The 25141-nt window shown below is 58.0% G+C and carries 22 protein-coding genes and 1 pseudogene; 14 read left to right on the top strand and 9 right to left on the bottom strand.

Translation table 11 applies throughout. The features are described 5' to 3' along the window. Nucleotides 1-41 precede the first annotated feature (41 nt). The 8 genes from ACVWY8_RS08430 to ACVWY8_RS08395 all read left to right on the top strand — a co-directional run bounded on the left by ACVWY8_RS08430 (nt 42) and on the right by ACVWY8_RS08395 (nt 7564). The gene (locus ACVWY8_RS08430) at nt 42-806 is read left to right on the top strand and encodes a peptidase (protein WP_414356300.1); all 765 of its coding nucleotides are present in this window, start codon (nt 42-44) and stop codon (nt 804-806) included. 52 nt (nt 807-858) lie between these two features. Beyond that, nucleotides 859-1845: a glycine--tRNA ligase subunit alpha gene (gene glyQ, locus ACVWY8_RS08425; protein ID WP_414343007.1), complete on the top strand. Its 987-nt coding sequence runs from the start codon at nt 859-861 to the stop codon at nt 1843-1845. A 150-nt stretch (nt 1846-1995) separates the two neighbouring features. Further along, nucleotides 1996-2523, top strand: a complete 528-nt coding sequence (locus tag ACVWY8_RS08420) for a low amplitude/bright protein LabA (protein WP_011431737.1) — start codon at nt 1996-1998, stop codon at nt 2521-2523. A 331-nt stretch (nt 2524-2854) separates the two neighbouring features. After that, nucleotides 2855-4666 carry a translation elongation factor 4 gene (gene lepA, locus ACVWY8_RS08415; protein WP_414382983.1) on the top strand — a complete coding sequence of 604 codons (1812 nt, stop codon included), beginning with the start codon at nt 2855-2857 and terminating at the stop codon, nt 4664-4666. Between the two features lie 4 nt (nt 4667-4670). Continuing rightward, nucleotides 4671-5264, top strand: a complete 594-nt coding sequence (yqeK, locus tag ACVWY8_RS08410) for a bis(5'-nucleosyl)-tetraphosphatase (symmetrical) YqeK (RefSeq protein WP_414328665.1) — start codon at nt 4671-4673, stop codon at nt 5262-5264. Nucleotides 5265-5306: 42 nt separating this feature from the next. After that, on the top strand, nt 5307-5678 hold the full coding sequence (gene rsfS / locus ACVWY8_RS08405; protein ID WP_011431734.1) for a ribosome silencing factor: 372 nt from the start codon (nt 5307-5309) through the stop codon (nt 5676-5678). A gap of 596 nt (nt 5679-6274) precedes the next feature. Then, a complete protein-coding gene (locus ACVWY8_RS08400) occupies nt 6275-6595 on the top strand; it encodes a hypothetical protein (RefSeq protein ID WP_414342999.1) in 321 nt (106 codons plus the stop codon). Between the two features lie 57 nt (nt 6596-6652). After that, nucleotides 6653-7564 (top strand): histone deacetylase family protein, encoded by a 912-nt coding sequence (locus tag ACVWY8_RS08395; protein ID WP_414328667.1) that lies wholly within the window; start codon nt 6653-6655, stop codon nt 7562-7564. Here ACVWY8_RS08395 and ACVWY8_RS08390 read toward each other — a convergent pair. The 6 genes and pseudogenes from ACVWY8_RS08390 to remA all read right to left on the bottom strand — a co-directional run bounded on the left by ACVWY8_RS08390 (nt 7561) and on the right by remA (nt 12956). Then, nucleotides 7561-8712, bottom strand: a complete 1152-nt coding sequence (locus ACVWY8_RS08390) for an NAD-dependent epimerase/dehydratase family protein (protein WP_414522586.1) — start codon at nt 8710-8712, stop codon at nt 7561-7563. The genes ACVWY8_RS08395 and ACVWY8_RS08390 overlap by 4 nt on opposite strands. Nucleotides 8713-8804: 92 nt before the next feature. After that, nucleotides 8805-9743: a fused MFS/spermidine synthase gene (locus ACVWY8_RS08385; RefSeq protein ID WP_457394271.1), complete on the bottom strand. Its 939-nt coding sequence runs from the start codon at nt 9741-9743 to the stop codon at nt 8805-8807. 119 nt (nt 9744-9862) lie between these two features. Then, nucleotides 9863-10321, bottom strand: coding sequence for an adenosylmethionine decarboxylase (gene speD / locus ACVWY8_RS08380; protein ID WP_414328672.1), 459 nt, complete (start codon nt 10319-10321; stop codon nt 9863-9865). A 96-nt stretch (nt 10322-10417) separates the two neighbouring features. Next, nucleotides 10418-11728, bottom strand: a pseudogene (locus tag ACVWY8_RS08375) (RNA-guided endonuclease InsQ/TnpB family protein). Nucleotides 11729-11938: 210 nt separating this feature from the next. Next, complete coding sequence (gene gmk / locus ACVWY8_RS08370) at nt 11939-12586, bottom strand: guanylate kinase (RefSeq protein WP_369791759.1); 648 nt, start codon at nt 12584-12586, stop codon at nt 11939-11941. A gap of 100 nt (nt 12587-12686) precedes the next feature. Further along, on the bottom strand, nt 12687-12956 hold the full coding sequence (remA, locus tag ACVWY8_RS08365) for an extracellular matrix/biofilm regulator RemA (protein WP_011431727.1): 270 nt from the start codon (nt 12954-12956) through the stop codon (nt 12687-12689). Nucleotides 12957-13315: 359 nt separating this feature from the next. On the opposite strand from remA, the gene ACVWY8_RS08360 reads away from it, so the two are divergent. Next, entirely contained in the window at nt 13316-14332 is a 1017-nt protein-coding gene (locus ACVWY8_RS08360; protein WP_457394268.1) for a phosphotransferase enzyme family protein, read from the top strand. 239 nt (nt 14333-14571) lie between these two features. Here the strand turns inward: ACVWY8_RS08360 and trmFO are convergent, their stop codons facing one another. Next, a complete protein-coding gene (gene trmFO / locus ACVWY8_RS08355; protein WP_414342979.1) occupies nt 14572-15951 on the bottom strand; it encodes an FADH(2)-oxidizing methylenetetrahydrofolate--tRNA-(uracil(54)-C(5))-methyltransferase TrmFO in 1380 nt (459 codons plus the stop codon). Between the two features lie 469 nt (nt 15952-16420). Here trmFO and trpD point away from each other — a divergent pair, with 469 nt between their 5' ends. Continuing rightward, nucleotides 16421-17452 (top strand): anthranilate phosphoribosyltransferase, encoded by a 1032-nt coding sequence (gene trpD, locus ACVWY8_RS08350; protein WP_457394265.1) that lies wholly within the window; start codon nt 16421-16423, stop codon nt 17450-17452. 51 nt (nt 17453-17503) lie between these two features. On the opposite strand, the gene ACVWY8_RS08345 is transcribed toward trpD, so the two are convergent. After that, complete coding sequence (locus ACVWY8_RS08345; RefSeq protein ID WP_457394262.1) at nt 17504-18130, bottom strand: nitroreductase family protein; 627 nt, start codon at nt 18128-18130, stop codon at nt 17504-17506. A 275-nt stretch (nt 18131-18405) separates the two neighbouring features. On the opposite strand from ACVWY8_RS08345, the gene dapA reads away from it, so the two are divergent. Beyond that, nucleotides 18406-19326 (top strand): 4-hydroxy-tetrahydrodipicolinate synthase, encoded by a 921-nt coding sequence (dapA, locus tag ACVWY8_RS08340; RefSeq protein ID WP_011431720.1) that lies wholly within the window; start codon nt 18406-18408, stop codon nt 19324-19326. A gap of 219 nt (nt 19327-19545) precedes the next feature. Then, nucleotides 19546-21381, top strand: a complete 1836-nt coding sequence (locus tag ACVWY8_RS08335) for a ribonuclease J (protein ID WP_414374032.1) — start codon at nt 19546-19548, stop codon at nt 21379-21381. A gap of 71 nt (nt 21382-21452) precedes the next feature. Here the strand turns inward: ACVWY8_RS08335 and ACVWY8_RS08330 are convergent, their stop codons facing one another. Continuing rightward, entirely contained in the window at nt 21453-22412 is a 960-nt protein-coding gene (locus ACVWY8_RS08330) for an SGNH/GDSL hydrolase family protein (RefSeq protein WP_457388123.1), read from the bottom strand. Nucleotides 22413-22572: 160 nt separating this feature from the next. Between ACVWY8_RS08330 and ACVWY8_RS08325 the strand changes: the two genes are divergently transcribed. After that, nucleotides 22573-23862, top strand: coding sequence for an HD domain-containing protein (locus ACVWY8_RS08325; protein WP_414342966.1), 1290 nt, complete (start codon nt 22573-22575; stop codon nt 23860-23862). An 83-nt stretch (nt 23863-23945) separates the two neighbouring features. Continuing rightward, complete coding sequence (locus tag ACVWY8_RS08320) at nt 23946-25121, top strand: glycosyltransferase (protein ID WP_414383000.1); 1176 nt, start codon at nt 23946-23948, stop codon at nt 25119-25121. Nucleotides 25122-25141 lie beyond the last annotated feature (20 nt).

Raw genomic sequence — 25141 nt, 5'->3', positions numbered from 1 at the left:
CAATCGCCTCTACAATCAGAGAGCCGAGCCGCATCGTTCGCATGACCTACTGCCTTGGCATCATCACCCGCTTTGGCTTGGTGATGGCGGCAGATTCCCGCACCAACGCCGGGGTGGACTACGTCTCCACCTACCAAAAGCTGTTCGATTTTTCCGTGCCCGAAGAGCGGGTGATCTTGATCTGCACCTCCGGCAACCTGTCCATCACCCAGGGCGTTTTGACCGAAGTGCAGCGGGATCTGCGCCAACCGGAAAGTACCAATCTCCACACCTTCCCCCATCTCTACGACGTGGCCCGCTACCTGGGATCCAAAATTCGTTACATCCAGGAGCAAGACCGACCCTGGCTGGAAAAGGACGGTATCGACGCCCAGTGCAGCCTGTTGTTGGGGGGACAGATCCGAGGCGAGGAGCCGGCCCTCTTTTTGATCTACAGCCAGGGCAACTGCATCCAGGCCACCCCGGAAACCCCTTTTTTGCAGGTGGGGGAAACCAAATACGGCAAGCCAATCTTGGATCGCACCCTCTCCTACGAAACCTCGCTAGCAGATGCGGCCAAATGCGCTCTTCTCTCCATTGACTCCACCATGAAATCCAACATCTCCGTCGGCCCCCCCATCGATTTGGTGATGGTGCAAGCGGATCAGTTCAAGGTCACCCACCGTCTGCGCCTGCGCACCGGGGATCCCTACCTGGCCAAGATGCGCAAACTGTGGGAGAGCGCCCTCAAACAAGCCTTCGACCAAATGCCCCCCATCGAGTGGGACTACTCGGATCCAGTCGATCAAGAAGAGCCGCTCGACTGAGAGGAGGAGATTGGTAGGATAGGGGTTAATCCATCTCTGCCCAACCCCTGCCATGTCAGCCCACACCTTTCAAGACTTGATCTTTCGCCTGCAACAGTTTTGGGGGGAGCAGGGCTGCTTGATCCTACAACCCTACGACCTGGAAAAAGGCGCCGGCACCATGAGCCCCCACACGTTTTTGCGCGCCTTGGGGCCGGATCCCTGGCGAGTGGCCTATGTCGAACCCTGTCGCCGCCCCACTGATGGACGCTACGGTCAAAACCCCAATCGCCTGCAGCACTATTTTCAATACCAAGTGTTGATCAAGCCCTCCCCCGATGACATTCAAGATGTGTACCTAAATAGCCTGCAAGCTTTGGGCGTGAACCCGGCAGAACACGATGTTCGCTTTGTGGAAGATGACTGGGAATCTCCCACCTTGGGGGCTTGGGGCGTGGGCTGGGAAGTGTGGCTGGACGGCATGGAAGTAACCCAGTTCACCTACTTTCAGCAGGTGGGCGGACAAGATTGTCGCCCGGTTTCTGTAGAAATTACCTATGGGCTAGAGCGCCTGGCCATGTATCTGCAGGGGGTGGATTCTGTTTACGATCTCTGCTGGAATGAGCATCCTTCTCTCGGACGGATTACTTATGGACAAATCTATTTCCAAAATGAGGTCGAGCAATCTTATTACAACTTCGAGTATTCCGATCCGGAGATGCTACTGGAATTGTTCCGGCTCTACGAAGCCGAGGCCAAGCGTTTGATCGAAACCACCCAACAGAAACTGCAGAAACAGGTGTTGCCGGATCGGTTGGCCGTGTCTCTGCTCCTGCCCGCCTACGACTATGTGCTCAAGTGCTCCCACACCTTTAACCTGCTCGACGCTCGTGGTGTCATTGCTGTAGCCGAGCGCACCCTCTACATTGGGCGCATCCGTAACCTGGCTCGACAATTGGCGGAGCTGTACGTTAGCCAAGCCGATCGACCGGGATCCAGCTATGCCCTGCGGCAACCGGAACCCGCTTTGGTTTACAGGGGTGCCTCTCCCCAGAGTTAATTCTTGAGAAAGGGATCCCACCTTTGGCTATGATGAGAGATTGGTGTCAGCAAGGTGCTGGCTGCCCAAATGGCTCTTGTGGAAAGTCAGTGACCTCGTTTTCATCCTCTTTTTCTGACCAGTTCACCTTACTTTTTTCGGAAAAGCTTTATGTTTTACCATCATCCCGTCACTCGGGTTTCCATCTTTATTGATGGCAATAATATGTTTTATGCTCAACAGAAAAATGGCTGGTTTTTCGACCCACGCCGGGTGCTGGATTATTTTGTTAGATCACAGCCGAATGTTGAATTGGTCAACGCCTTTTGGTACACCGGCATCAAGGATCCCCATGATCAGAGGGCCTTTCGAGACGCTCTGATCAGCATGGGCTTCACTGTGCGCACCAAGATCCTCAAAGAATATCGAGATGAAGACTCCGGTCGGTACTCCCAAAAAGCAAATCTGGATATCGAAATAGTAATCGATATGTTCAACACCGTTGGCCAGTACGATAGGATCATTCTATTTAGCGGCGATGGAGATTTTGAGCGGGCCGTCGAGCTGTTGCGTTCCAAAAACACGCTGATTACGGTTGTCTCCACCGAAGGGATGATCGCCCGCGAGCTGCGCAACGCCACCGACCGCTACATCGACCTCAATGACATTCGCCCCTACATTGAGAAGTTAGACAAGTAGTGCTTTGGGCAGGGTTCTGGACTGCTTCCTCTGCCGTCGGGTCAGACCCATAGCCTCCTGGCGAGCTGGCGACAACACCGCCTAAGTTCGTTCTGGCTTTTTCCATCTTCACGGATCCCATCCCTGCCACACAAGCGGCACGTCTGTTGTACCGGCTCTAGTCAGCGCTGCCGGAAAGGAGCTGTCCCGGCCAATTCCAGTAGGGTGCTCTGGTGTCCGGCAGAAGGGCTGTGTCTTCTCCCCTTGGCAGCCAACTTCTGGGCAACCTCAGTTCAGGCAGGGGAGCAGAGAGGCTAGCATTGTAAAAAATCTTTGCCCTGATCAGGTTTTTATGACCGGCGTTCCTGTCTCCCGTATTCGCAACTTTTCCATCATCGCCCACATCGACCACGGCAAATCCACCCTCGCCGATCGCCTCCTGCAGGAAACGGGCACCGTTTCAGCCCGCGAGATGAGGCCACAACTGCTGGACAGCATGGAACTGGAGCGGGAACGGGGCATTACCATCAAGCTGCAAGCGGCCCGCATGAACTACCGTGCCCAAGACGGCCAAGATTATGTTTTGAACCTGATCGACACGCCGGGGCATGTGGACTTCACCTACGAAGTCTCCCGCTCCCTGGCCGCCTGTGAAGGGGCGCTGCTGGTGGTGGATGCCTCTCAAGGGGTGGAGGCCCAAACCCTGGCCAACGTCTACCTGGCCCTGGAGAACAACCTGGAAATTATTCCGGTGATCAACAAAATCGACCTGCCGGGGGCCGAGCCGGAGCGGGTCATTGCCGAGATTGAGCAGGTGATCGGCCTCGACTGCAGCGGGGCAATCCTCGCCTCTGCCAAGGTGGGTATTGGCATTCAAGAGATTCTGGAGGCCATTGTGCAGCGGGTGCCCCCCCCACGGGATACAGTGGCGGATCCCTTGCGGGCCTTGATTTTCGATAGCTACTACGACGCCTATCGCGGCGTGATCGTCTATGTGCGCATCATGGACGGGGAGGTGAAAACGGGGGACAAGATTTGCTTTATGGCCTCTGGCCGAGAATACGAGATTACCGAGCTGGGGGTGATGCGTCCCAACCAAGAGCCGGTGGATGCCCTACATGCGGGCGAGGTGGGCTACATGGCCGCCGCCATCAAGAGCGTGGAACACGCCCGTGTTGGGGATACCATCACACTGGTGAATCGCAAAGCTCCTGAGCCCCTGCCCGGCTACAAAGAAGCCAAGCCGATGGTGTTTTGTGGCCTGTTCCCCAGCAGCTCCGATCAGTACGCCGAACTCAAAGAGGCTCTGGAAAAGCTCAAGCTCAACGATGCTGCCCTGTACTTTGAGCCAGAAATTTCCAGCGCCATGGGCTTCGGCTTCCGCTGTGGTTTTCTGGGCCTGCTGCACATGGAGGTGGTGCAGGAACGCCTAGAGCGGGAGTACAATCTCGATCTGGTGATCACAGCTCCGACGGTGGTGTACCAAGTTACCCTCAACAACGGCTCTGTGATTCGGGTGGACAATCCCAGCAAGCTGCCTCCCCCCAACGAGCGCACCAGCATTGAGGAGCCGATTGTCAGGGTAGAGGTGATTCTTCCTGAGGAATTTGTCGGTACCGTGATGGAGCTGTGTGAGACCAAACGCGGCACTTTTAAAGACATGAAATATCTGGCGCAGGGTCGGACTACGCTGGTGTACGAGCTGCCTCTGGCGGAAGTGGTCACCGACTTTTTCGACCAATTGAAATCACGCACCCGCGGTTATGCCAGCATGGACTACCAAATGATTGGCTATCGCGCCGATGATTTGGTGCGTTTGGACATTTTGATCAACGGCGATGTGGTGGATTCTCTATCCACAATTGTGCATCGGGACAAAGCTTTTTATGTAGGCCGTTCCCTAGTTGCCAAGTTACGAGAGCTGATCCCACGCCATCAATTTGAAGTGCCCATTCAGGCAGCAATTGGCTCTAAAGTGATTGCTCGTGAAACCATACCAGCCCTGCGCAAAAACGTCTTGGCCAAATGCTACGGAGGAGATGTGACCCGCAAACGCAAGCTTTTGGAAAAACAAAAAGAGGGGAAAAAACGCATGAAGGCGGTGGGAACAGTGGATGTGCCCCAAGAAGCGTTTATGGCCGTGCTGAAGTTGCAAAATGATTAGGGCCATGGGCACTCAACTGGGGCGGGAAGAGGTGTTGGCCTGGCTACAGGAGCGGGTGTCTCCTCCTCGCCTCCGCCATATCTTGGGGGTAGAGGGGATGGCCCGACAGCTGGCGGCCCACTACGGGCTGGATGAGCAGAAAGCTGCTTGGGCAGGGCTGATGCACGACTTGGCCAAGGCTTTCCCGCCGGAGCAACTGTTGCAAAGGGTGGCTCAGGAACGGGAGCTGGATGAAATTGAGCGGGCCGAACCTCACATCCTGCACGCTGAGGTGGGATCCCTGGTGGCGCGGGAGCAGTTTCAGGTACAGGATCCGGAGATTTTGGCGGCCATTGCCAACCACACGCTAGGGCAGCCCGGCATGGATCCGCTCAGTTGCGTGGTTTTCGTGGCCGATGCCCTGGAGCCGAATCGGGGCAACAGCCCAGAATTGGAGCGGTTGCGGCAGATGGCTTTTGTAGATTTGTCTAAAACCGTAGTGGGAGTATGTGACTTGAGCCTAAAATTTTTGCTAGACCGGAATCAGGTGGTTCATCCGCGCACACTCATGACTCGGAATCATTTTTTGTTACATCCTTTAGAAAAAGCGGTGTCCTAGGTTAACTCAGTCGTTTCAGGAGGGTTTTAGTTGCTACATCTCATGCCTGCCCCTGCTGGGGATCCCATCTATTGCATGGCGCTGAGTGCAGCTCGCGCGGCAGAAGAGAAAAAAGGTGGCGATATCGTTCTGCTGGATGTATCCCAAGTCTCCACTTTGGCAGATTACTTTCTTCTGGTCAGCGGCTACTCGCTCACGCAAGTCCGCGCCATTGCCCGAGCAATTGAGGAAAAGGTTTGGGACGAGTGGAAACAAACTCCGCGCCGCATCGAAGGGCAGGAATCGGCCTCTTGGATACTGATCGACTATGCCGATCTCATTGTCCATGTGATTATGCAACAGGAAAGGGACTACTATGACCTAGAGTCTTTCTGGATCCAGGCTCAGCGAGTCGATCTTCCCATAGCAGGCTAAATCTATTTGTTTTGGATCCCTGGATTTGGCAGTTCTTCAGGTCTTGGAGCCAAGGGAAGAGTTGCTCTTTACAACTCTTTAACTGCCTTCCAGGGCCTCCTTGACAGACAGAAGTTTTAGTCAATTGTCAAGAAATATGTAAGTTTCTTAATATTCCCGCAATTTCTTACACAGTCACGTGTTAGGGTAGTGAATGACAAATAGCTGAGTAAGATCTTCCTGCCTTTTGCAGTCGAGTTTCTATAGTCTTTGTTAAACGCTCTACCTTGTTTCTCTTGAACGCTGATAATTCTTCGTTGGTACTGAATACCAGCAAAAAGATTTTCCAGCTGCTGATGGCTCCTATTGGCTGCTTTCAGCGGCAAGTGGAAAGGCAAACGAGGCGAATAGAGGAGGCAAGGATTGGCTGCACAAGAGGATCTTACGAACGAAACCGCAACTTCTTCCCAACGGCAGACTTAACTGCAACCGGCTTAAATGGTCGGCTTGTAGGCAAAATCCGGTGCCAAAAGCAGCGGAGGAAGATGGGGAAGCAGCGTTTTTTGTTTAATGTCTGTTTTTAAAAGCGACAGGGATTTTTAGGAGGGACATTCATCATGGAAAAGATGTTGGTTAATATCGTCGAGTACCTGGCATTGGGAGAACTGGAAACTATCCTCTCCACTGAGCACCCCCATCAACAGGTGTTTCATGACGCTAGGGAGCGGGAAGCGATGATGCAGCAGATCCTAAACCGGGTCCCCGCCATCTACATGTGGCTGGCTGCCGATGAGTGTCCCAGCCGCGATCAACTCAATTCCTCTGAGCTGGAATTGCTGCGGTCGGTAGTGCGGGATGTGGTCAATCAAAAACTCCAACAAGCCTCTTTTGGCCTTGACCCCTATGCGGGATCCATGTCAGAGGTCTTCTACGGATAGAGGGGGCGGGCTTAAGCTACACTGCAAAGGCGTTGCCTTAGCTTGTTGCCTCTGCCCATGTTGCCTGTTTACTATTCCGATATTTTCCTCAGCCACGATACTGGGCCATTTCACCCCGAGCGTCCGGCTCGCTTGCAGTCCATTGTTAAGGCGCTGCGTGGTGCCCCTTTTGCCAACCAGTTGGAATGGCGGGATCCCCCCTTGGCGGAGCTGGCAGAGCTGGAGCGAGTACACTCGCGTCAGCACATCCAACAGGTGGCTGAGTTGGCAGCAGCAGGTGGGGGACGCATCGATGCCGACACTGCTCTCTCGGGGAGAAGTTTTGAGGCAGCGCGCCTGGCTGTGGGAGCTTGGATTGCCGGCTCTGCCTCGGTTTTGGCCACCGCTCAGCCGGCTTTGGTGCTGTGTCGTCCGCCTGGGCATCACGCAGAGCCAGAACGGGCAATGGGGTTTTGTTTATTCAGCAACGCAGCCATTGCGGCGCTGTGGGCGCTGGATCAGCCGGGGGTGAAGCGGGTGGCGATTTTCGATTGGGATGTTCACCACGGCAACGGCACGCAGGCGGTGGTGGAGCGCTATCCCCAACTGGCCTATGCCTCCATCCATCAGTTTCCCCTCTACCCCGGCACGGGATTGGCCCAGGAAACCGGGATCCACGGCAACCTCTGCAACGTGCCTTTGCCTGCCGGCTCGGATTGGTTGGCCTACAAAAAGGCCCTCGACGAGAAGATCTTGCCGTTCTTGCAAGCGTTCCAGCCGGATTTGCTGCTGGTGAGCGCCGGCTTCGACTGTGCCAAAGGGGATCCCTTGGCCGGTATGCGGCTAGAGCCGGAAGACTTTGGCCGCATGGCCCGCCTTTGCCTGGAGCAGGTGACCCGCAAAACCCTCTTCGGCTTGGAAGGCGGCTATAACCTGGACAACCTGGCGCGCGGCTGGCTGAGCCTGGCCCAAGCTTGCCTGGAGAGTTAACCTTTCCACTTCACCTTGGGTAAAATCTGCCGCACATCCACCCGATCCTTGTACTTGAGAGCAAAGTTGAGCAGCGAATCCAAGAGGGAATCGGACAGATAGTGGGGCTGGAGGCCCAGGTCTAGGAGCTTGGTGTTTTTGGCGTTGTAGTAGTGCTCTTCCAGCTCGACGCGGGGGTTCTCCAGGTGGTTGATTTCCACCTTCAGGCCCATGGTGGCTCCCGCCTTTTGCACCAGCAACGCCAGTTGCTCAACACTAAATTGCTCTGTGAACTGGTTCATCACCCGGAATTGGCCCGGCTCGGCAGGGTGAGCAATGGCCAGCTCCACGCAGCGCACCGTGTCGCGGATATCCAGGAAACCGCGGGTCTGGCCGCCCTTGCCATACACTGTCAGCGGATGGCCCACGGCCGCTTGAATGCAGAAGCGGTTCAGAGCTGTGCCGAATACGCCATCGTAATCGAGACGGTTGATCAGCACCTCGTCCATGCCGGTTTCTTCTGTGAGCACGCCGTATACCACCCCTTGGTTGAGGTCGGTGGCCCGCAGGCCCCAGACGCGGCAGGCGAAGTGGATGTTGTGGCTGTCGTGTACTTTGGAGAGGTGATACATGGATCCCGGCTGCTTGGGGTAGGGCAGGGTATCCTTGCGGCCATTGTGCTCGATGGTGAGGTACCCCTCCTCGATGTCGATGTTGGGGGTGCCGTACTCGCCCATGGTGCCCAGCTTCACCAGGTGGCAATCGGGAAATTCCTCCTTGATGGCGTAGAGGATGTTCAAGGTGCCCACCACGTTGTTCACCTGGGTCATCACCGCATGCTCGCGGCTGATCATCGAGTAAGGGGCAGAGCGCTGCTCGCCAAAGTGAACAATGGCCTCCGGCGGGAAGCGGCGCATGCAGGAGATCAGGGCTTCGTAGTTGGTAACGTCGCAGACAAAGATGGGAATGTCCTTGCCGGTTAGCCCCTTCCAGCAATCCACCCGTTGCTCTAGCTGGGCAATTGGGGTCAGGGTAGAAACCCCCAGTTGCAGATCCCAGAGGCGGCGGACGTAGGAATCGAGAATGGCCACCTCATAACCCCTGTTGGATAGGTATAGGGCCGTCGCCCAGCCACAGTATCCGTCACCACCAATAACCAAGACTCTCATTAGGGAAGCAAAATTCGGCTGCTCACGAATCTACCAAGTTATGGCACCAAAGACAAACTCTCCTGGGATCCCTTTGAGCGCTGCATGGCTCCTCATTCAATGCGAGGCGGGTTATCCAGGGTATAAACCACAGTCTCGGCGGCAATGGCGCGGCGCAGGTGAGCTGGGACTTGGTAGAGGCCCAGAAGGGTAATGCCATCGATGAATTGCAGTGCCCCCCGCTCGGGATCCAACTGTTGGCTCAGCATCTGGTCGATCTGCTCCGGCTCTGGCCTGGAGGGGATGGGATCCTGAGCTGCCAGGGCAAAACCCAGCGGGCCACCGTAGGTGGGGGCATAGATGGCGTAGGGCTGCACAGCGGCAAACACCGTTTTCAGGGTGCGAACAATGCGGGTGTGTTGATGAAGCTCAACCGGCCCCGTCGGCCCGGCTTGGATGGTGAAAGCCCCATCGGGCTGCAACTTGGAGCGAATCTGGCGGAAAAACTCCTGGGTGAAGAGGCGATAGGCAGGGCCGGACTCAATGGGATCGGAGAGATCGGAAAGGATCACATCCCAAATGGGGCCTGTTTCTTGGAGAAAATCCAAGGCATCGGCAATCACCACCTCCACCCGCGGATCTTCAAAGGATCCCTGGTGCATTTCCGGCAGGTGCTCTCGGCAGGCTGCCACCACCTCCCCATCGATATCCACCATCACCACCTGCTCTACCGAGCGCCAACGCAGCACCTCCCGCAGCGTTGCCCCTTCGGCCCCCCCCAGCACCAGCACCCGCCGGGGGATCCCGCCCGCTTGCACGACCTGCACCATGGCCGGATGAACCAAAGCCTCATGGTACAGAAATTCATCCACCGTAGTGGATTGCCAATGCCCATCCAGCATCAGACCCTTGCCGAAGGCCCCCGTCTCGGCGATCAGCATCTCCTGGAAAGGGGTTTTTCGGTAGGCCAAGATGCGCGTGACGGCACGGGCGGTGTAGTCCCAAGGGGTAAAGTACTCCTGAACCCAGAAGAAACTTCTCGGGCTGCTCATAAGCACCTCGCTACAGCTTTTTCCAGCAACATAGACTGACCTCTGGGGTGAATCGGATCCCACCCAGCCTACAGATGGCCCCCATGACAGTTTGGAAAAAGCTGCGATTGGCGAAGATCTCAGCGCCTTCGTCGGGTCGCTTCACAGGTGAGCACCTCAGCCGAGTCTGGGGCCTCTTCCAGGAGTGTCGGTTGCGCGGTGCGGCGGGGCACCTTGCGCAGGGAATATCGTCGCGCTTGAAACACGTCGATCAGATATTCACAGGCCGCTTCCGGTCGGGTGTGGCGACCACAGGTGAACACATCCACCGCCGCGTAGCCCGCTTCGGGCCAGGTGTGAATGGAGATGTGGGATTCCCCCAAAAGAGCGAGGGCTGTAATCCCCTGTGGCTCAAATGGATGGCACAGCTCTCCCAAAAAGGTGGAGTTGGAGCGTCTCGCTGCCTCCCGCAAAGCCTGTTGCACCAGGGAGGCATCATCCAAAAGTTTGGCCGGGCAGTCGTAAAGCTCCAGGATACAGTGGATCCCGATCAGAGCTGGAGACCTATCCCCTAATTGGCCAGATAGTGTGTGCAGCATACTATCCCCTAATTGGCCAGATAGAACTGATTAGAACCAGAGGCTGCACAGAAAGCGCAGCTTTACCATTATCTCACAATTGACATACTCCCCTGCCTAAAGGCAGGGGATTCTGGTTCCTGGTTCTGCGACAGCACTTACCGTATTGGGTTGCCCCTCCACAGCAGCGGTGCTCATCGCGGCAGCGGGCCGTAGGCCTTTCTCCCCAGGCGTTCCCCCTTTCGGGGCGGTTCCCTTTTGCCCAAAGGTACCGTTGTTCCACTCCTCACCCAACAGCTCCAGCCCCTTGCGCAGGATGTTGATGGCCGCGTTCTCATCACGGTCAATCACCACCCCACACTGAGGGCAGCGGTGGGTACGAGTGGACAGCGTCTTCTTCACTCGGCAGCCACACTGAGAGCAGTCCTGACTGGTGTACTGCGGCGGCACGGCCACCACCACCTTGTTGAAGACCTTCCCGTAGTAGTCGAGCCACCCGGTGAATAAACTCCAACTCGCGTCGTGAATAGTGCTCCGCACCGCTTACGCGAGCGACTTGGCTAAGTGGCGATTCTGCGCCAAGTTACGCACCTGTAAGTCCTCATACGCCACGACGTCGTTAGACGCCACTACGCACCGGGCCAGCTTCACAGCCCAGTCTCTACGCTGGCGTTGAACCTTCAGGTGTACCTTGCCCAGCCGCTTCCTCTGCTTGTGGTAGTTCTTAGATTGGGGTTTAGCCCCTTTCCGAAACTTCCGGCTCAGTCTGCGCTGCTCTCGCTTCAACCTCCTTTCGGCACGACGCAAGAACTTTGGGCACTCTACCTTGTGGCCGTGGCTGTCGGTGTAGAAGTGCATCAAGCCCACATCCAGCCCCACCACCTCGCCGGTGTAGCCCACCTTCTCCCGACGCTCCACGTCCAGGCAGAACTGGGCGTAGTAGCCATCGGCTCTCCGCACTACCCGCACCCGATTGATTTTCAGGGTGAGGATGTCCCGCCGCGCCTCGCTGTTGCAGTACAGGGCAAAGGTGCCCGCCTGGAAGCCGTCCGTGAAGGTGATAGACATCCCATCCTGGGAGAGCTTCCAGCCAGACTGCTTGTACTCCACGGAGCGACAGTGCTTCTGGAACCTTGGATGGCCCTTCCGAGCCGCCTTCTCCTTGCAGCGGCGATAGAAGTTGGAGATGGCAGACCAGGCTCGCTCCGCACTAGCCTGCCGGGCCTGAGAGTTCAGCTTCTGGGCGAAGGGGAACTCCTGAGCCAAGTCCTTGCAGAGGGAGTACAACGTGGCCCTGTTCACCCCCTGATGATCCATCCAGTGGCGCAGGCACTTGTTGCGCACGAACTGGGCAGTCCGAATGGCCTCATCCAGGGCTTGGTACTGCTGGGCTGTGCCGTTGAGGAGCTTGGCTTCGAGGACGCGCATGAGCCTACTTTATCAAAGGTCTAGCAAGATAAAAGCCGCCCTGGTCGCGTCAGCGGGCCGTAGGCCTTAGGGCGGGGCTTCAGGCCCAGTTTTTTGGTAAAGCCAAACTACCCTCCCCAGCAGCTTTTTTCTTAACCGAAAGTTAACCCTAGGCCCAATCTGGAGCCACTGCACCACCGACACCAGCGTTCCGGGAAGGGGCTGGAGAAGCTAGGGCTGCTGCTCCTTTGAAGAGGGAGAGGGGGGATAGAGCAGGGCTTCCAGCTCCTGCAGCGCTTGCTCCAGGTTGTCGTTGACAATCACGTAGTCAAATTCGTCTTGGGCATCCAATTCCTTGCGGGCCTGCTCCAGGCGGCGCTCGATGCTGGCCTCTGAGTCTTGTCCGCGCTCGCGGATGCGACGTTCCAGCTCTTCCAGAGAAGGTGGACAAAGAAAGATGCGAATGGCATCTGGGTACTGCTGCCTCACCTGACGGGCCCCCGCCAGCTCAATTTCCAGCAGCACATCCTGACCCTGGTTAAGTTTTTGGAACACGATCTCGCGGGGAGTGCCGTAAAAGTTGCCCGCATACTGTGCCCATTCCAACAGCTCGTTGGCTTCAATCAAGTTGAGAAACTCCTCCCGGCTGCGAAAGTAGTAGTTGACACCTTCCTGTTCGCTGGGGCGGGGGGGGCGGGTGGTGACCGAAACCGAGAGATACAGCTCGGGGTGGCGCTGGCGCAACTGGTTGACCAGCGTACCCTTACCCACTCCGCTGGGCCCTGTCAAAACCACCAAGCGACCGCGCGGGGTAGGAGCCGGAAGGGATCCCTGCTGCTGCGTACACTCAGAGGAAACCGGGGTAGGAGAGGTTGGCATAGACAGAGACCGACGCAAGACGGCTGGGCAATTGACTTGTTTGGGTTTGTTTTAGGATATCTCACTTCTGGTTTCTCAAACGGCTCACAGCGATGGGCTTTCACTCGGTCTCCTCTGACAAACCGGGCTTGGCCGTGAGGAAGCGGTTGGCAACGGTTTCGGGTTGGATGGCGGAGAGGATAACGTGCCCGGAATCGGTGATAATGACAGCGCGGGTACGACGACCATAGGTAGCATCTATCAACTGGCCCCTCTCGCGGGCATCGCTGATGATGCGTTTGATGGGAGCTGACTCGGGACTGACAATGGCGACCACACGCCCAGCGGCGACGATGTTGCCAAAGCCAATGTTGATTAGGCGGGTATCCATGGGGTGATGAGGGAACCTAACGGTTGTCCGGCCAGCAACCTTCATTAAGGTAGCAAATGGGGCTCTTTCGCGGGTTTGCCACAACGACACCTGAGTTCTCGGCCAATTGGGCAGTGAGTTCTGGCGACAAGTCCCGTTCGGGTGAGCCGCAAAAAGGCTGTGGTTGCATAACAAGCTGCACCCTCCCAAACAACTTGCCCTGTTTATCGAGGACGGTAAAATCGTCAACATGAAGCCACTTCAATAGAACTTGAACTGTAAGCCTCAAAGGCCGCCGCTGTGGTAAGCAGTTTGAGGCAGCTCTGAAAACGAAAAGATCGACCCAGCACCCCAAGCTTGAATAGATTTCTTCCTTGCCTATGCTTGACCTGACTTGGCTGGATCCCCTTGTCCAGCACTTTCAACTGGGGGATCCAGAGCCACCCGAAGCCATCCGAGTGGGCCTCATTCACCAAACTTGGAAACTCAACACCTCTGAGGGATCCTTCATCGTCCAGCGCCTTCACCCCCGATTTGATCCTGCTGTCACTGAAGATGGTCAAGCCATCGGCCAATGGTTGAGACAACACGGCTTCCCCGTCCCCCAATTCCGCCGCGCTCGCGATGGATCCCTGCACTTGTCCTGGGCAGAAGGGCTGTGGCGGGTCATGGATTGTCTGCCGGGATCCTGTCACCCAACTCCTCCCAATTGGGGCTATCTGGAAGAGGCGGGGGCAGCCGTTGGACGCCTGCATCGACTCTTGGCCCAGATGGACTATCGTTTTCGCTTCCAGATCCCGCATTTTCACGATACGGCTCACCTTTGGCAACAGCTACGCCAGTATGAGCCGGCCCCAGAAGTGCAGGCAGAATGGCAGTTTTTAATCGAAACTGTGCCCAATCTTCTGCTGCCCTCGGGGATCCCAACTCAAATCATCCATGCCGATCTCAAGTTCAACAACTTTTTGTTCGATGAGCAGGGGCGATTTGTGGGCCTGGTGGATCTGGACACCTTTATGTATCACAATCTCTATGTTGAATTGGGGGATGCCCTGCGCTCCTGGGGCAAACGAGGAAATACCCTTCAGCCAGAGGCAATCCTGGCCGGGTTGCGGGGCTATGCCCAAACCGGGAACTTGCACGCCCTACAACCGGAACTCCTTCTCCAAGGGATCCAACTGATTACCCTGGAATTGGGGATGCGCTTTTTGCAGGATTGGTTTGAAGACGCTTACTGGAATTGGGATCCCCAGCGCTACCCCAGCCGCAAAGCCCATAACCTGGCCCGCTGCCAACAGCAAATTTGCCTCTATCAAGACCTAACCCAGAGGGCACCCCAACTGTTGGAGTCCATGCGCGTCCTTTTGTCTTGTGAGCAGCGGAAAGAGGGAAGGTAGCCAACAGGTTTGCCCAGCTTTTGACAGCTCGTTTTGGGATCTGCTACCGCGGCATAGGAATGAAACATTTCTAAATATTTCTGTGGCATTGCTTCCCGACTCTCCTCCCCCAGAGGGAGAGGGGCTGGGGGCGGTCGCGAAACGCCTAGGAAGTGTCTCAATCTAGTTTCAAATGACGATAACGCTCAATCTCGACTTTGACTTGGATCGCAATGGTCGGGAACACGCTCCAAGCTCCCCTAGGCGGTTTGCACTTGGCGCACCAACCCAGTCGTTTTCAGAGCAGCCAAAGCGCGATCCCGGTAACGGCCATAGCGCTCCTGCTTGTTGCGAAGCTGGCGCCCCTCCAAATCCGGCAACAGCCCAAAATTGGCCGGCATCGGCTGAAAGTGCCTGGGATCGGCGCTGCTGATGAACTGAAACAGGGATCCCATCATTGTTTCGGGGGGCAGCGTGATCAAGGGCAACCCCAGAGCCAGGCGGGCGGCGTTCTGTCCGGCCAACCATCCCCCTGCCACCGCGCAGGCATAGCCCTCGGTGCCCACCAACTGGCCGGCGGCAAACAGCGTGGGTCGGCGACGAAATTGCAAGGTCGGCCACAGAAGCTGGGGCGAATTCAAAAATGTATTGCGGTGCATCACCCCAAAGCGGACAAACTCCGCCTGTTCCAGGCCGGGGATGAGGCGAAAGACCCGCTGCTGTTCTCCCCATTTCAAGTTGGTTTGAAAGCCCACCAAGTTCCACAGCTGCCCTGCTTTGTCCTCTTGCCGCAACTGCACCACCGCGTAAGGACGGGATCCCGTGCGCGGATCCACCAGCCCCACCGGCTTCAAGGGGCCGAAACAGAGGGTGTCTTTGCCCCGGCGCGCCATTTCTTCAATCGGCAAGCAGCCCTCGAAAAACTTGCGCTCCTCCCGTTCAAAATCCTTGAGGGGCGCCTGCTCTGCCTCCACCAGCGCCCGCCAAAACCGTTCGTACTCCGCTTCCGTCATGGGGCAGTTGAGATAGGCTGCTTCCCCCTTGTCGTAGCGGGAAGCCTGAAACACCACCGCTCGGTTCAACGAATCCCCGGTAACAATGGGGCTAGAAGCATCGAAAAAGCTCAGGTACTCCAGGCCCGTAAAGGCTTGCAGTGCCTTGGCCAGGGGATCGCTGGTCAGAGGGCCGGTACAGAGGACGGCAATGCCCTCCGGGATCTCCGTCACCTCCTCCCGACGCAGGGTGATGCGGGGATGGTTTTGAATGGCTTCCGTGAGAGCCTGGCTGAAGCGGGCCCGATCCACTGCCAATGCCCCTCCTGCCGGCACTGCATGGCAATCCGCTGTCGCGATCACCAGGGATCCCAGTTGTCGCAGTTCTTCCTTGAGTAGCCCTGCCGCCCGATCGCTGGCTGCAGCCCCAAAGGAGTTGCTGCACACCAGCTCCCCCAACTGATCGGTGTGATGGGCCGGGCTCTGACGCACGGGGCGCATCTCCGAAAGGATGACAGGCAACCCTGCCTGGGCAATTTGCCAAGCAGCTTCTGTCCCCGCCAACCCCCCGCCCACAACATGGATGGGGGCAAAGGCTCCCGCTCGTGCAAGCGGGCTGCAAGCCCTTGGGTTAGTTGGAGGGTTCATCACAACCTCCGGGAGGGAAGAGAAGAATGGAGCGCACCCTGCTAGGGCCGGAAACGGCTCAGGTCAAACCCACTATGGTGACATACTCCCGCACTCATGCTGACGCAAAGCACTCCGCGCTGCTAAAGCGAAAGAGTGTGCGCTTCTCGCTTCAACGGGGAGCTATCACAAGAACCCTCAGCGAGCAGACACGGAATGTCCCACCGCGTAGCTGTACCAGATTCCGGCAAAGCCGTTTTGTACAGCCAGGTTGATTATAGAACAAAGACCGCCTTTCATCCCGACCCTTACGCTGAGGCATAGCGCTCCGCGCCGCTAAAGTGGTTGCGTCGCGTTGCGTAGCAATAAGGAGGGCGGAGCTTCTGGGCGGATTAGCTAACCCTCAGCATGGCCCGACCTGCACGAGGCAAGTGACCCAGAGGCGGGATACGCTACTATAAGTACCCGCTGACACCCAGGATCCCGACCCATGACGGAAACGGCTGACCTTTGGCCACAGCTTTTGGGGCAGTTGCTGGATCGGCAATCTCTCAGCGAAGCCCAAGCTGAACAGTTGATGAACGGTTGGCTCCAGAACCAAGTGCCAGATGTGGTGTCGGGGGCGATTCTGGCGGCCCTGCAAGCCAAGGGTGTGAGCGCTGGTGAACTGGCCGGCATGGCACGAGTGCTACAGCGGGCTTCGCTGGGATCCCCGCTGGACTTGCCTCTCCTGGTGGATACCTGTGGCACCGGCGGCGATGGGGCCGGCACTTTTAACATTTCCACGGCGGTGGCCTTTGTGGTCAGTGCAGCCGGGATCCCGGTGGTTAAACATGGCAACCGTTCCGCCTCTGGCAAGGTCGGCTCGGCGGATGTGCTGGAGGCCCTGGGGGTGAACCTCAACGCTGAGCCAGAGCGGGTGCGGGCGGCTGTGGCGGAAGTGGGCATCACCTTTTTGTTTGCTCCCCAGTGGCACCCGGCCATGCGGGCGGTGATCCCCTATCGGCGGGCCCTCAAGGTTCGCACCATTTTCAACCTGTTGGGGCCCTTGGTCAACCCCCTCTATCCCAACCGCCAGGTGATCGGGGTTTACGCCCAGGAGCTGGTGCCGGTAATGGCAGAGGCCCTGCGCCTGTTGGGACGGGAAGGGGCCATTGTGTTGCACAGCCGCGAAGGTCTCGACGAGGCCGGTCTGGATCAACCCACCGATCTGGGCATCCTGTCCGGTGGGCTGGTACGGACGGAAGTCTTGAACCCTGCAGATTACGAGCTGACCCTGGCACCCACCCAAGCTCTCAAGGGGGGGGATGTGGCAGAAAATGCCGCCATCCTCACCCAAGTTCTCCAGGGATCCGGGACGCCTGCCCAGCAGGATGTGGTGGCCTTGAATGCTGCTTTGGCCCTGCAGGTGGCCGGAGTGGCCCCCGATTGGAGAGCCGGGATCGCCCAAGCTCGCGAGATTCTCGCCAGGGGTGCCGCTTGGGATCGCTTGCAACAGCTGGTTCATTTTCTCAAGGCTTGATGCCGGTAGGAGCCCAGGAGAGGGCGACAGGGATCCCACCTGAGCCTAGGGCTAAAACTCCCGCCCTCGCCCAAAGGCCAGAACTTCATCCACCCCCAAGCGAGGCTTGCGCGGCAGGTTACCCGCTGCCGCATATCCAACCGCCAGCAGCATCACCGGCACGTAGCGGTCGGCAATGCCGAACTCCCGCTTTACCCCTTCCGGATCAAAGCCGATCATCGGCCCGCTCACCAAACCCTTGGCCTGAGCCGCGATCATCAGCGCCATGGCAGCCATCGCCCCAGAGCGAATCGCTTCATCCCGCGCCAAGGTGGGATTGTGGAGATAGGTTGCCTGGGCCATGTTCACCCAGCCTTCCGCTTTTTCGGGGGGGAGGATCTCGGCAGCAACGCTTCTTTGCACAATTTCAGGCAGTTTCTCATACCCCCGCAGATCCCCCAGGATGATAAACACCACCGATGCATCCGCCACCTTCTGTTGGTTGTAGGCCAGAGATTTGAGGCGCTCTTTGTCTTCCGGGTCGGTGACCGCAACAAACCGCCAGTGCTGAATGTTGAAGGAAGAAGGAGCTTCCGTAGCATAAGCCACCAGCTCTCGGATCTCCGCTTCCGATAAACGGCGGCTGGGATCCAATTTGTCGGCGGAAATGCGCTCTTTCAGGGCAGTTAGGGCGTCCATAGGGATCCTCAAGTGTCGGTAGAAAGGCTGCTCCCCCCAAAGGTAGGGGCAGGATTGGCAAATGGCTATACATTCCGTGTTCAAACGGTCTGTCTTCTTTGTTATCTCCCTTTTATCCAGCCTGTGGCAACCGGGTGAGGCACAAACTGGGCCTTGGCAGGGCAGGCAAGCGGGATCCCTAACGCAAAGGCAGGTATGATGGAAAAACAAACTGGTCTCATCTGGGTCGCCCGGTTAATCGTCGGATTGGTGTGGTTGATGGGGAGAAGCAATCGGTGAACTTCGGTCGAGTGCTGACGGCCATGGTTACCCCCTTTACTGATGAGGGGGAGCTTAACTACGATGAGGCCGCTCGTTTGGCCGATTACTTGGCAACCCACGGCAGTGACGGCTTGGTGGTCTGTGGCACCACAGGCGAATCTCCCACCCTGACTTGGCAAGAGGAATACGAGCTGTTCCGCGTGGTGCGAGATGCCGTAGCCGGTCGGGCCAAGGTGATCGCCGGGACGGGATCCAACTCCACCCGTGAGGCCATTGAAGCCACAAAAAAGGCCGCTCAACTCGGTTTGGATGGCTCTCTGCAGGTGGTGCCCTACTACAACAAGCCTACCCAGGCCGGCCTTTATGAGCACTTCAAGGCCATCGCCCAAGCCAGTGACCTGCCCATCTTGCTCTACAACATTCCCAGTCGGACAGGGGCCAGTTTACAGCCGGAGACTGTAGCCCAATTAGCAGAATTGGAAACGGTTGTCGCCATCAAAGAAGCCAGTGGTATGATGGATGTAGCTTCGGAAATTCGGCGACTCACTCCCTCGCGTTTCGCCATCTATTCAGGGGATGACTCTCTGACGTTGCCGCTCCTATCTTTGGGGGGGAGCGGGGTGGTCAGTGTAGCCAGCCACCTGGTTGGGTTGCAGTTGCAGGAGCTGATCCAGAGCTACATCAGGGGGCAACACGATCAAGCTTTGGCCCACCACCTGCGCCTGTTTCCGTTGTTCAAGGTTTTATTCATCGAGACCAACCCAGTTCCGATTAAGGCCGCATTGGAGATGCAGGGTTGGCGAGTGGGTCGGGCGCGCCTTCCCCTAGCGCCTCTACAGCCCAGTTCTCTGCAGGTTTTGCGACAGGTGCTTGAAGAGATGGGCCTACTGGCTGAATCGAAGGGATCCGAACAAATGGCGACGAAAGTTTCATGATTGCATTTTTAGGCTTTGCTTCTGCCATGACCACGGTTTTCAGGGGTTTGCAAGGGGCTCTTTTGTGGCGTTTGACCTGTGGGTAGGTAGCTTTTTCCCTGAAAAGCTCTTCCCCGGCCTGGGAAATGGATGAGTTGCGGCTTTCGCCCACAACTTTGTCGGGGATAGCTTGTGCCCATTTCTGTTTTTGTTTTTTTACTGTTGAGGATCTAAACCCATATGCCAACACCACGTTCTTCAGTTGCTTCTCGTTCTGTGATCCCACAATCCACCTCTTCCGTTCAGATGATTCCGCTGGGCGGCGAGCGGGAGATCGGCAAAAACACATGGGCCTTCCGCTACGAGGACGACATTATCCTCTTGGATGCCGGTTTGGCTTTTCCCGATGAGAGCATGCACGGCGTGAACATCGTGCTGCCGGACATGACCTACATCAAGCAAAACCGCGACAAAGTGCGGGGGATGGTGGTTACCCACGGCCATGAAGATCACATCGGCGGGATCCCGTATCACTTGCGGGAGTTCGATATTCCGGTCATCTACGGCCCCAGATTGGCGCTGGCGCTGCTGGAAGAGAAATTGCGGGAAGTGGGCCTGCTCAACCGCACAGAGCTGCGTCCTGTTGGCCCCCGTGAAATCGTTCCCTTGAGTAAGCACTTTTTTGCCGAATTCATTCGCAACACCCACTCTTTTGCCGATAGCTTTACGGTGGCTCTGCACACGCCTGTGGGCGTCATTATTCAGACCGGCGACTTTAAGATCGACCATACCCCCGTGGATGGGGAGTACTTCGACCTGCAGCGGTTGGCCGAACATGGGGAAAAGGGAGTGCTCTGCCTGATCAGCGACTCCACCAACGCGGAAGTGCCGGGGTTTACCCCTTCCGAAGCCTCTGTGGTGCCGGGTCTCACCAAGGCCATTGCCGGAGCCAAAGGGCGGGTGATCATCACTACCTTTGCTTCTTCGGTGCATCGTCTCAACTTGGTGCTGCAGATCGCCGAACAGCAAGGTCGGGTGGTGTCTCTGCTGGGCCGCTCCATGCTAAACGTGGTGGCTCATGCGCGGCGCTTGGGCTACATCCGCTGCAAGGACGAGACGCTGCAGCCAATGCATGTGATCAACAGCCTGCCGGATGACCGGGTGATCATCCTCACCACCGGATCCCAGGGAGAACCGCTGGCTGCTCTCACCCGCATCGCCAACGGTGAGCACCCGCAGTTGCAAATCAAGCCAGGAGATACGGTGGTGTGGTCGGCCAACCCGATCCCTGGCAACACCATCGCAGTCTCGCGGGTCATTGACAAGCTAATGGAGCTGGGAGCCAATGTCATTTACGGCAAAGACAAGGGCCTGCACGTTTCCGGCCACGGCTGCCAGGAAGACCAGAAGCTGATGATTGCCCTCACCCGCCCCAAGTTCTTCGTTCCCACCCACGGGGAATACCGCATGCTGGTCAAGCACGCCGAAACCGCCATGAGCATGGGGATCCCGCGGGAAAACATTGTAATCATCGACAACGGCGATGTGGTGGAGGTGAACCGGGAGCGCATTGCCATCACAGGCCGCGTCCCCTCTGGCCTACAGATGATCGCCGCTTCCCACGATGGAGTGGTGATGGATGAGATGATGCAGGAGCGGCAGCAGATCGCCAAAGACGGTATGGTGACGGTGGTGATCAGCCTGGACGGCAGCGGCCAGTTGCTCTGCACCCCACAGGTGCAAACCTTTGGCTTGGCGGGGGAAGGGAACCAACTCAAGGGATCCGACCTGAAACCCCTTCTGGAGAACACCCTTCGGCAAGCGTGGCCCCAATTTGCTCGCTCGCTGGAGCGGGGCAGCCTGGACATCGACTGGGCCGGCCTTAAGGGCGAAGTGGAGCGGGTGGTGCGCCGTTTCTTGCGAGAACAATTGCCCGGCAAGCCCACGGTGGCGGTTTTTGTGCAATCCCCTGAAGAGGAGTCTGTGTCTTCCCTGAGTGTGGAAACCCAACCGGAGCCGGTAGCGGGTGCTCTGGGCCGGCGGCGGCGTTCCTCGGCAGCGGTAGCTGCTTCCTAAAACTGGCCCGTTTTCCATGGGTGGATCCTCTGAGCGCCTTTGGGATCCCTTGCCGAGCGCAGGGATCCTTCCTATTGTGCCGGCTTGTATCCATCCGTGAGAAAACTGCGGAGGGCAGACTCTGCCGCCGCATCTGGTTGCAGGGATCCCACCTCGCTAAAGGGAGGGCAGCGGGTTTGGGGAGGGAGCGGTTGCCGAAGGGCGCTCAAGAAGGCATCGGCCAAATCGGCGTAGCCCCGGTCGTTGGGGTGAAAGCCGTCGGCCAGCGGGCCGGGAAAGAAGGACTCGCGTCGGTAGGAGCGGGGATCACAGAGCAAGTCCACCACCGGGATCCCCTGTTGGCTCAAGGGGTTGATGGCCCGTTGCGTGAGGCCAACCGAGATCAGGGAGAGCAGTTGGCGCACGCTGCTGGGCTGCTGCTGACCCAGAGGGATCAGGGCGAAGTTGGGCAGGTTGGCCACCGCCAGGCGAGCTTGAGGGGCACGGGCACGCACCGCTTGCAGCAGGGTTTGGTAATCGGCGGCGAATTGTCGGATCTGCTGATCGACGAAGGGCAAGGGATCCTCACCTTGGAGAGCCCGTTGAGCCGCCGCCAGAGCGATGGCGTTGGTATCGTTTCCGCCCACCCAAATGGTGATCAGGGTGGCATCGGGGGAAAGGCGCGGCACTTGATCCTGCAGCAAATTGGCCGGGATCCCCTGCCTCAGGGCTTGCATGGCGGGGCTGAGCACCGCTCCCGAACGGCCCAGGTTGATAAGCTCCACTGGGCCGGGCAGCAAGCGAGCCAGGCGGGGCACATAGCCCGTTCCATTGGGGCAGTCCAGGGGCTCTGAGCGCTGGGGTCGAGTGCCGGCGGCGTTGGCTGGGCCATCACAGGAAATGGAGGCGTTGTAGCCAACGGCATCGCTGGCTCCCAGGGCAACGTAGCGGGTGAGGGTGGGTGGGCTGGGCACAACAGGGGATCCAGAACTGGCAGAGCAGCCGGTTAGCCCCAAACTGAGTATCAAAATCAGCAGGGAGAGGAGGAACACCCAGCTGTCTTGTTGTCTTGGAGTCGAGTTTTCTGGGGTTCGGGTGCTGGCATCCTTTGCAGAGAGAGGCATGGGAAAGCGGGCATAGATAGGGCGAGGCGGGAAGCACCCCCAGACAGGCTAGCCAAGGATCCCAAAATTGGCGAGGTATGGTGGGAGTATGCCGCTACGGTTTTGCAAGTCCCGCACCTACCACGATCCCCTGCATGGCGCCATCAGCCTGAATGGAGGGGACGCGGTTGAGGCTCTGCTCATTCGCCTGATCGATACACCGGCCTTTCAGCGGCTGCGCCGCATTCGCCAGTTGGACACGGCCTTTTTTACCTTCCACGGGGCAGAGGGATCCCGCTTTACCCATTCGGTGGGGGTGCTGCAGGTAACGCGGCGGCTGTTCGACAAATTGGCCCATCGCCACCCGGAGCTGCGTCCCTATCGGGCGGTAACCTTGGCCTCGGCTCTGCTGCACGACATTGGCCATGCCCCTTTTAGCCATGCCGGGGAAGAGATCTTCGGCTGCCGGCACGAGGTTTGGACGGCCCGCATTCTCCGGGAGGATCCCCAGGTGAGGACGCTGCTGGCGGAGTTTGATTCCCAACTGCCGGCCCAGATGCAGCAAGTGCTGCAGAAGCAGTTTCCCCTGCCGCTGGTGGGGCAACTCATCTCCAGCCAACTGGACTGCGACCGCTTCGATTACCTGATGCGGGATAGCCTGCTCACGGGTGCCCAATACGGCCACCTGGACTTGGATCGCATCCTAACGGTGCTGGATTATGACCCGGAGACGGGATCCCTGTCCATCCCCGCCCGCAAAGGCCTGGGGGCCATCGAGCACTACCTGGTGGTGCGCTATTTCATGTACACCCAGGTGTACCAGCACCCCAAGAGCCTCTGTGCCCGTTTTATCTTGGAGCGGCTATTCAGGCGGGCAGAGGCGCTCCTGCAAAGGGGGGAGATTGAGCTGGATCCCATCCTCAGCGCTTGGTGCTGGGCCTCGCTGGCGGCTCAAAAAGGGGATCCCTTCGAGTTGCCGCTCCCCCTCTACTTGGCTGCCGACGATATCATCTTCAGCTACCCCATGCGCCTCTGGGCCATGTCGGGGAAGGATCCCATCTTGGCGGATCTGTCGCGGCGCTACTTGGAGCGGGATTTGTTCAAGGCCCGCAACATTACCCAGTTGTCTGAGGAACAACGCCAAACCCTGGTGGCTGCTGTGCAGGCCAAAATGCTGCGGGATGGGCTGGATCCTGAAAGCTATTTGGGCATCCGCTCTGCCCATGTCCAGGGCTATAGCTTTTATGACCAAGGGATCCAGCTCAAAACCGAGCGTGGCTATGAAGAAATTGCCCATCTTTCCCCTTTGGTGCGTGCCTTGGTGGAAACCCAGCGCCAGGTCTGGCTAATCTTTCCCCGGCCCTATGGCGATATCGTAGAGGGGGTTTTGTCTGCCTAGAAAATCATTGGGCCATCCCAGAGCTAGAGCATTAGAGGTGGGAATCTGTTCCTGAGCACATCTAAACAACGAGGGAAGCAGGAGTGGGGATCCGAGAAATCCTAACGGGGGTATTGTCCTTAACAGCTTTGGCGATTGCCCTAGTGGCTCTGCAACTGAGGCGAGCGTTGCGGGCTTCCCCCTGGCTGAGGGATCCCCCGGCGGAACAGGCAGGGGAAATCGCGGCCGGGATGGAGCGGCTGGCGGTGATCGTGCCCGCCTACAACGAGGCCGAGAACGTGGTGGGCTGCCTGAGCAGCATTCTGGACAGCACCTCTGCCCCTTTACAGGTGTGGTTGGTGGACGATGAATCCACGGATGCCACCTGGGAGCTGGCCCAAGCCCTGGCTGCCGAACGGCAAGATCCGCGCCTACACCTGCTCAAGGGGGATCCCCGTCCCAAAGGCCAAAGGTGGGTGGGCAAAAACTGGGCCTGTGCCCAAGCCGTCGCCCGCGTAGAAGCCGACTACTTGCTGTTTCTGGATTGCGACGTGCGGCTGGGATCCGGTGCCATTGAAGCGGCCTTAGGACATTTGCTGGCAAGCGGCAGCGGCTTGGTGAGTGTAGGGCCGCAATTGGTGTGCGGTTGCCTAGCGGAGTGGCTGGTGCAACCCATCATGATGACCATCCTGGCGGTGGGTTACAACTTTGCCGCCGTGAACGATCCCGACAACCCCAAAGCCTTTGCCTTTGGTCCCTTCCTGCTGTTTCGCCGCTCTGCCTACGAGCAAGTTGGCGGGCACGCCGGAGTGGCCGATGTGGTGATCGAGGATGTGGCCCTGGGGCAACGGATCAAAGCCCAGGGGTTGGGCCTGCAAATTTGCCTGGGAGGGCCGCGGGTGCGCAGCCGCATGTATGCCAACGGGGCTGCCCTTTGGGAAGGGTGGACCAAAAACTGGTTCCTGGGCCTGGAGCGCAACTGGGCCTTGGCGGTGTTGGCAATGGGTACGGTCTTGGGGATCTGCAGCTTGCCCTGGTTGGGGGTGATCCTGGCTGGGGCTACGGGATCCCTGGAGGTGCTGTTGGCCAGCTTGGCAGGGATCCTGGCCCAATTGGCCATCCGGCTTCTGCTCCGGCATTGGGCGCATCTGCCCCTCTGCTACTGGTGGCTAACGGCAGTGGGGGGTTGGGCGACAGCGGCCATCATCTTGGCTTCGGCCATCCGCACCACCACCGGCCGCAACTGGACTTGGCGGGGCCGTTCTCTCGCCGTCCACTGACCGGAGTGCGCCAACACCCC

The organism is Thermostichus sp. OS-CIW-32 (assembly GCF_054060415.1).
Note: the sequence above shows the minus strand (reverse complement) of the source record. Positions and strands in the feature narration are given on the sequence as shown.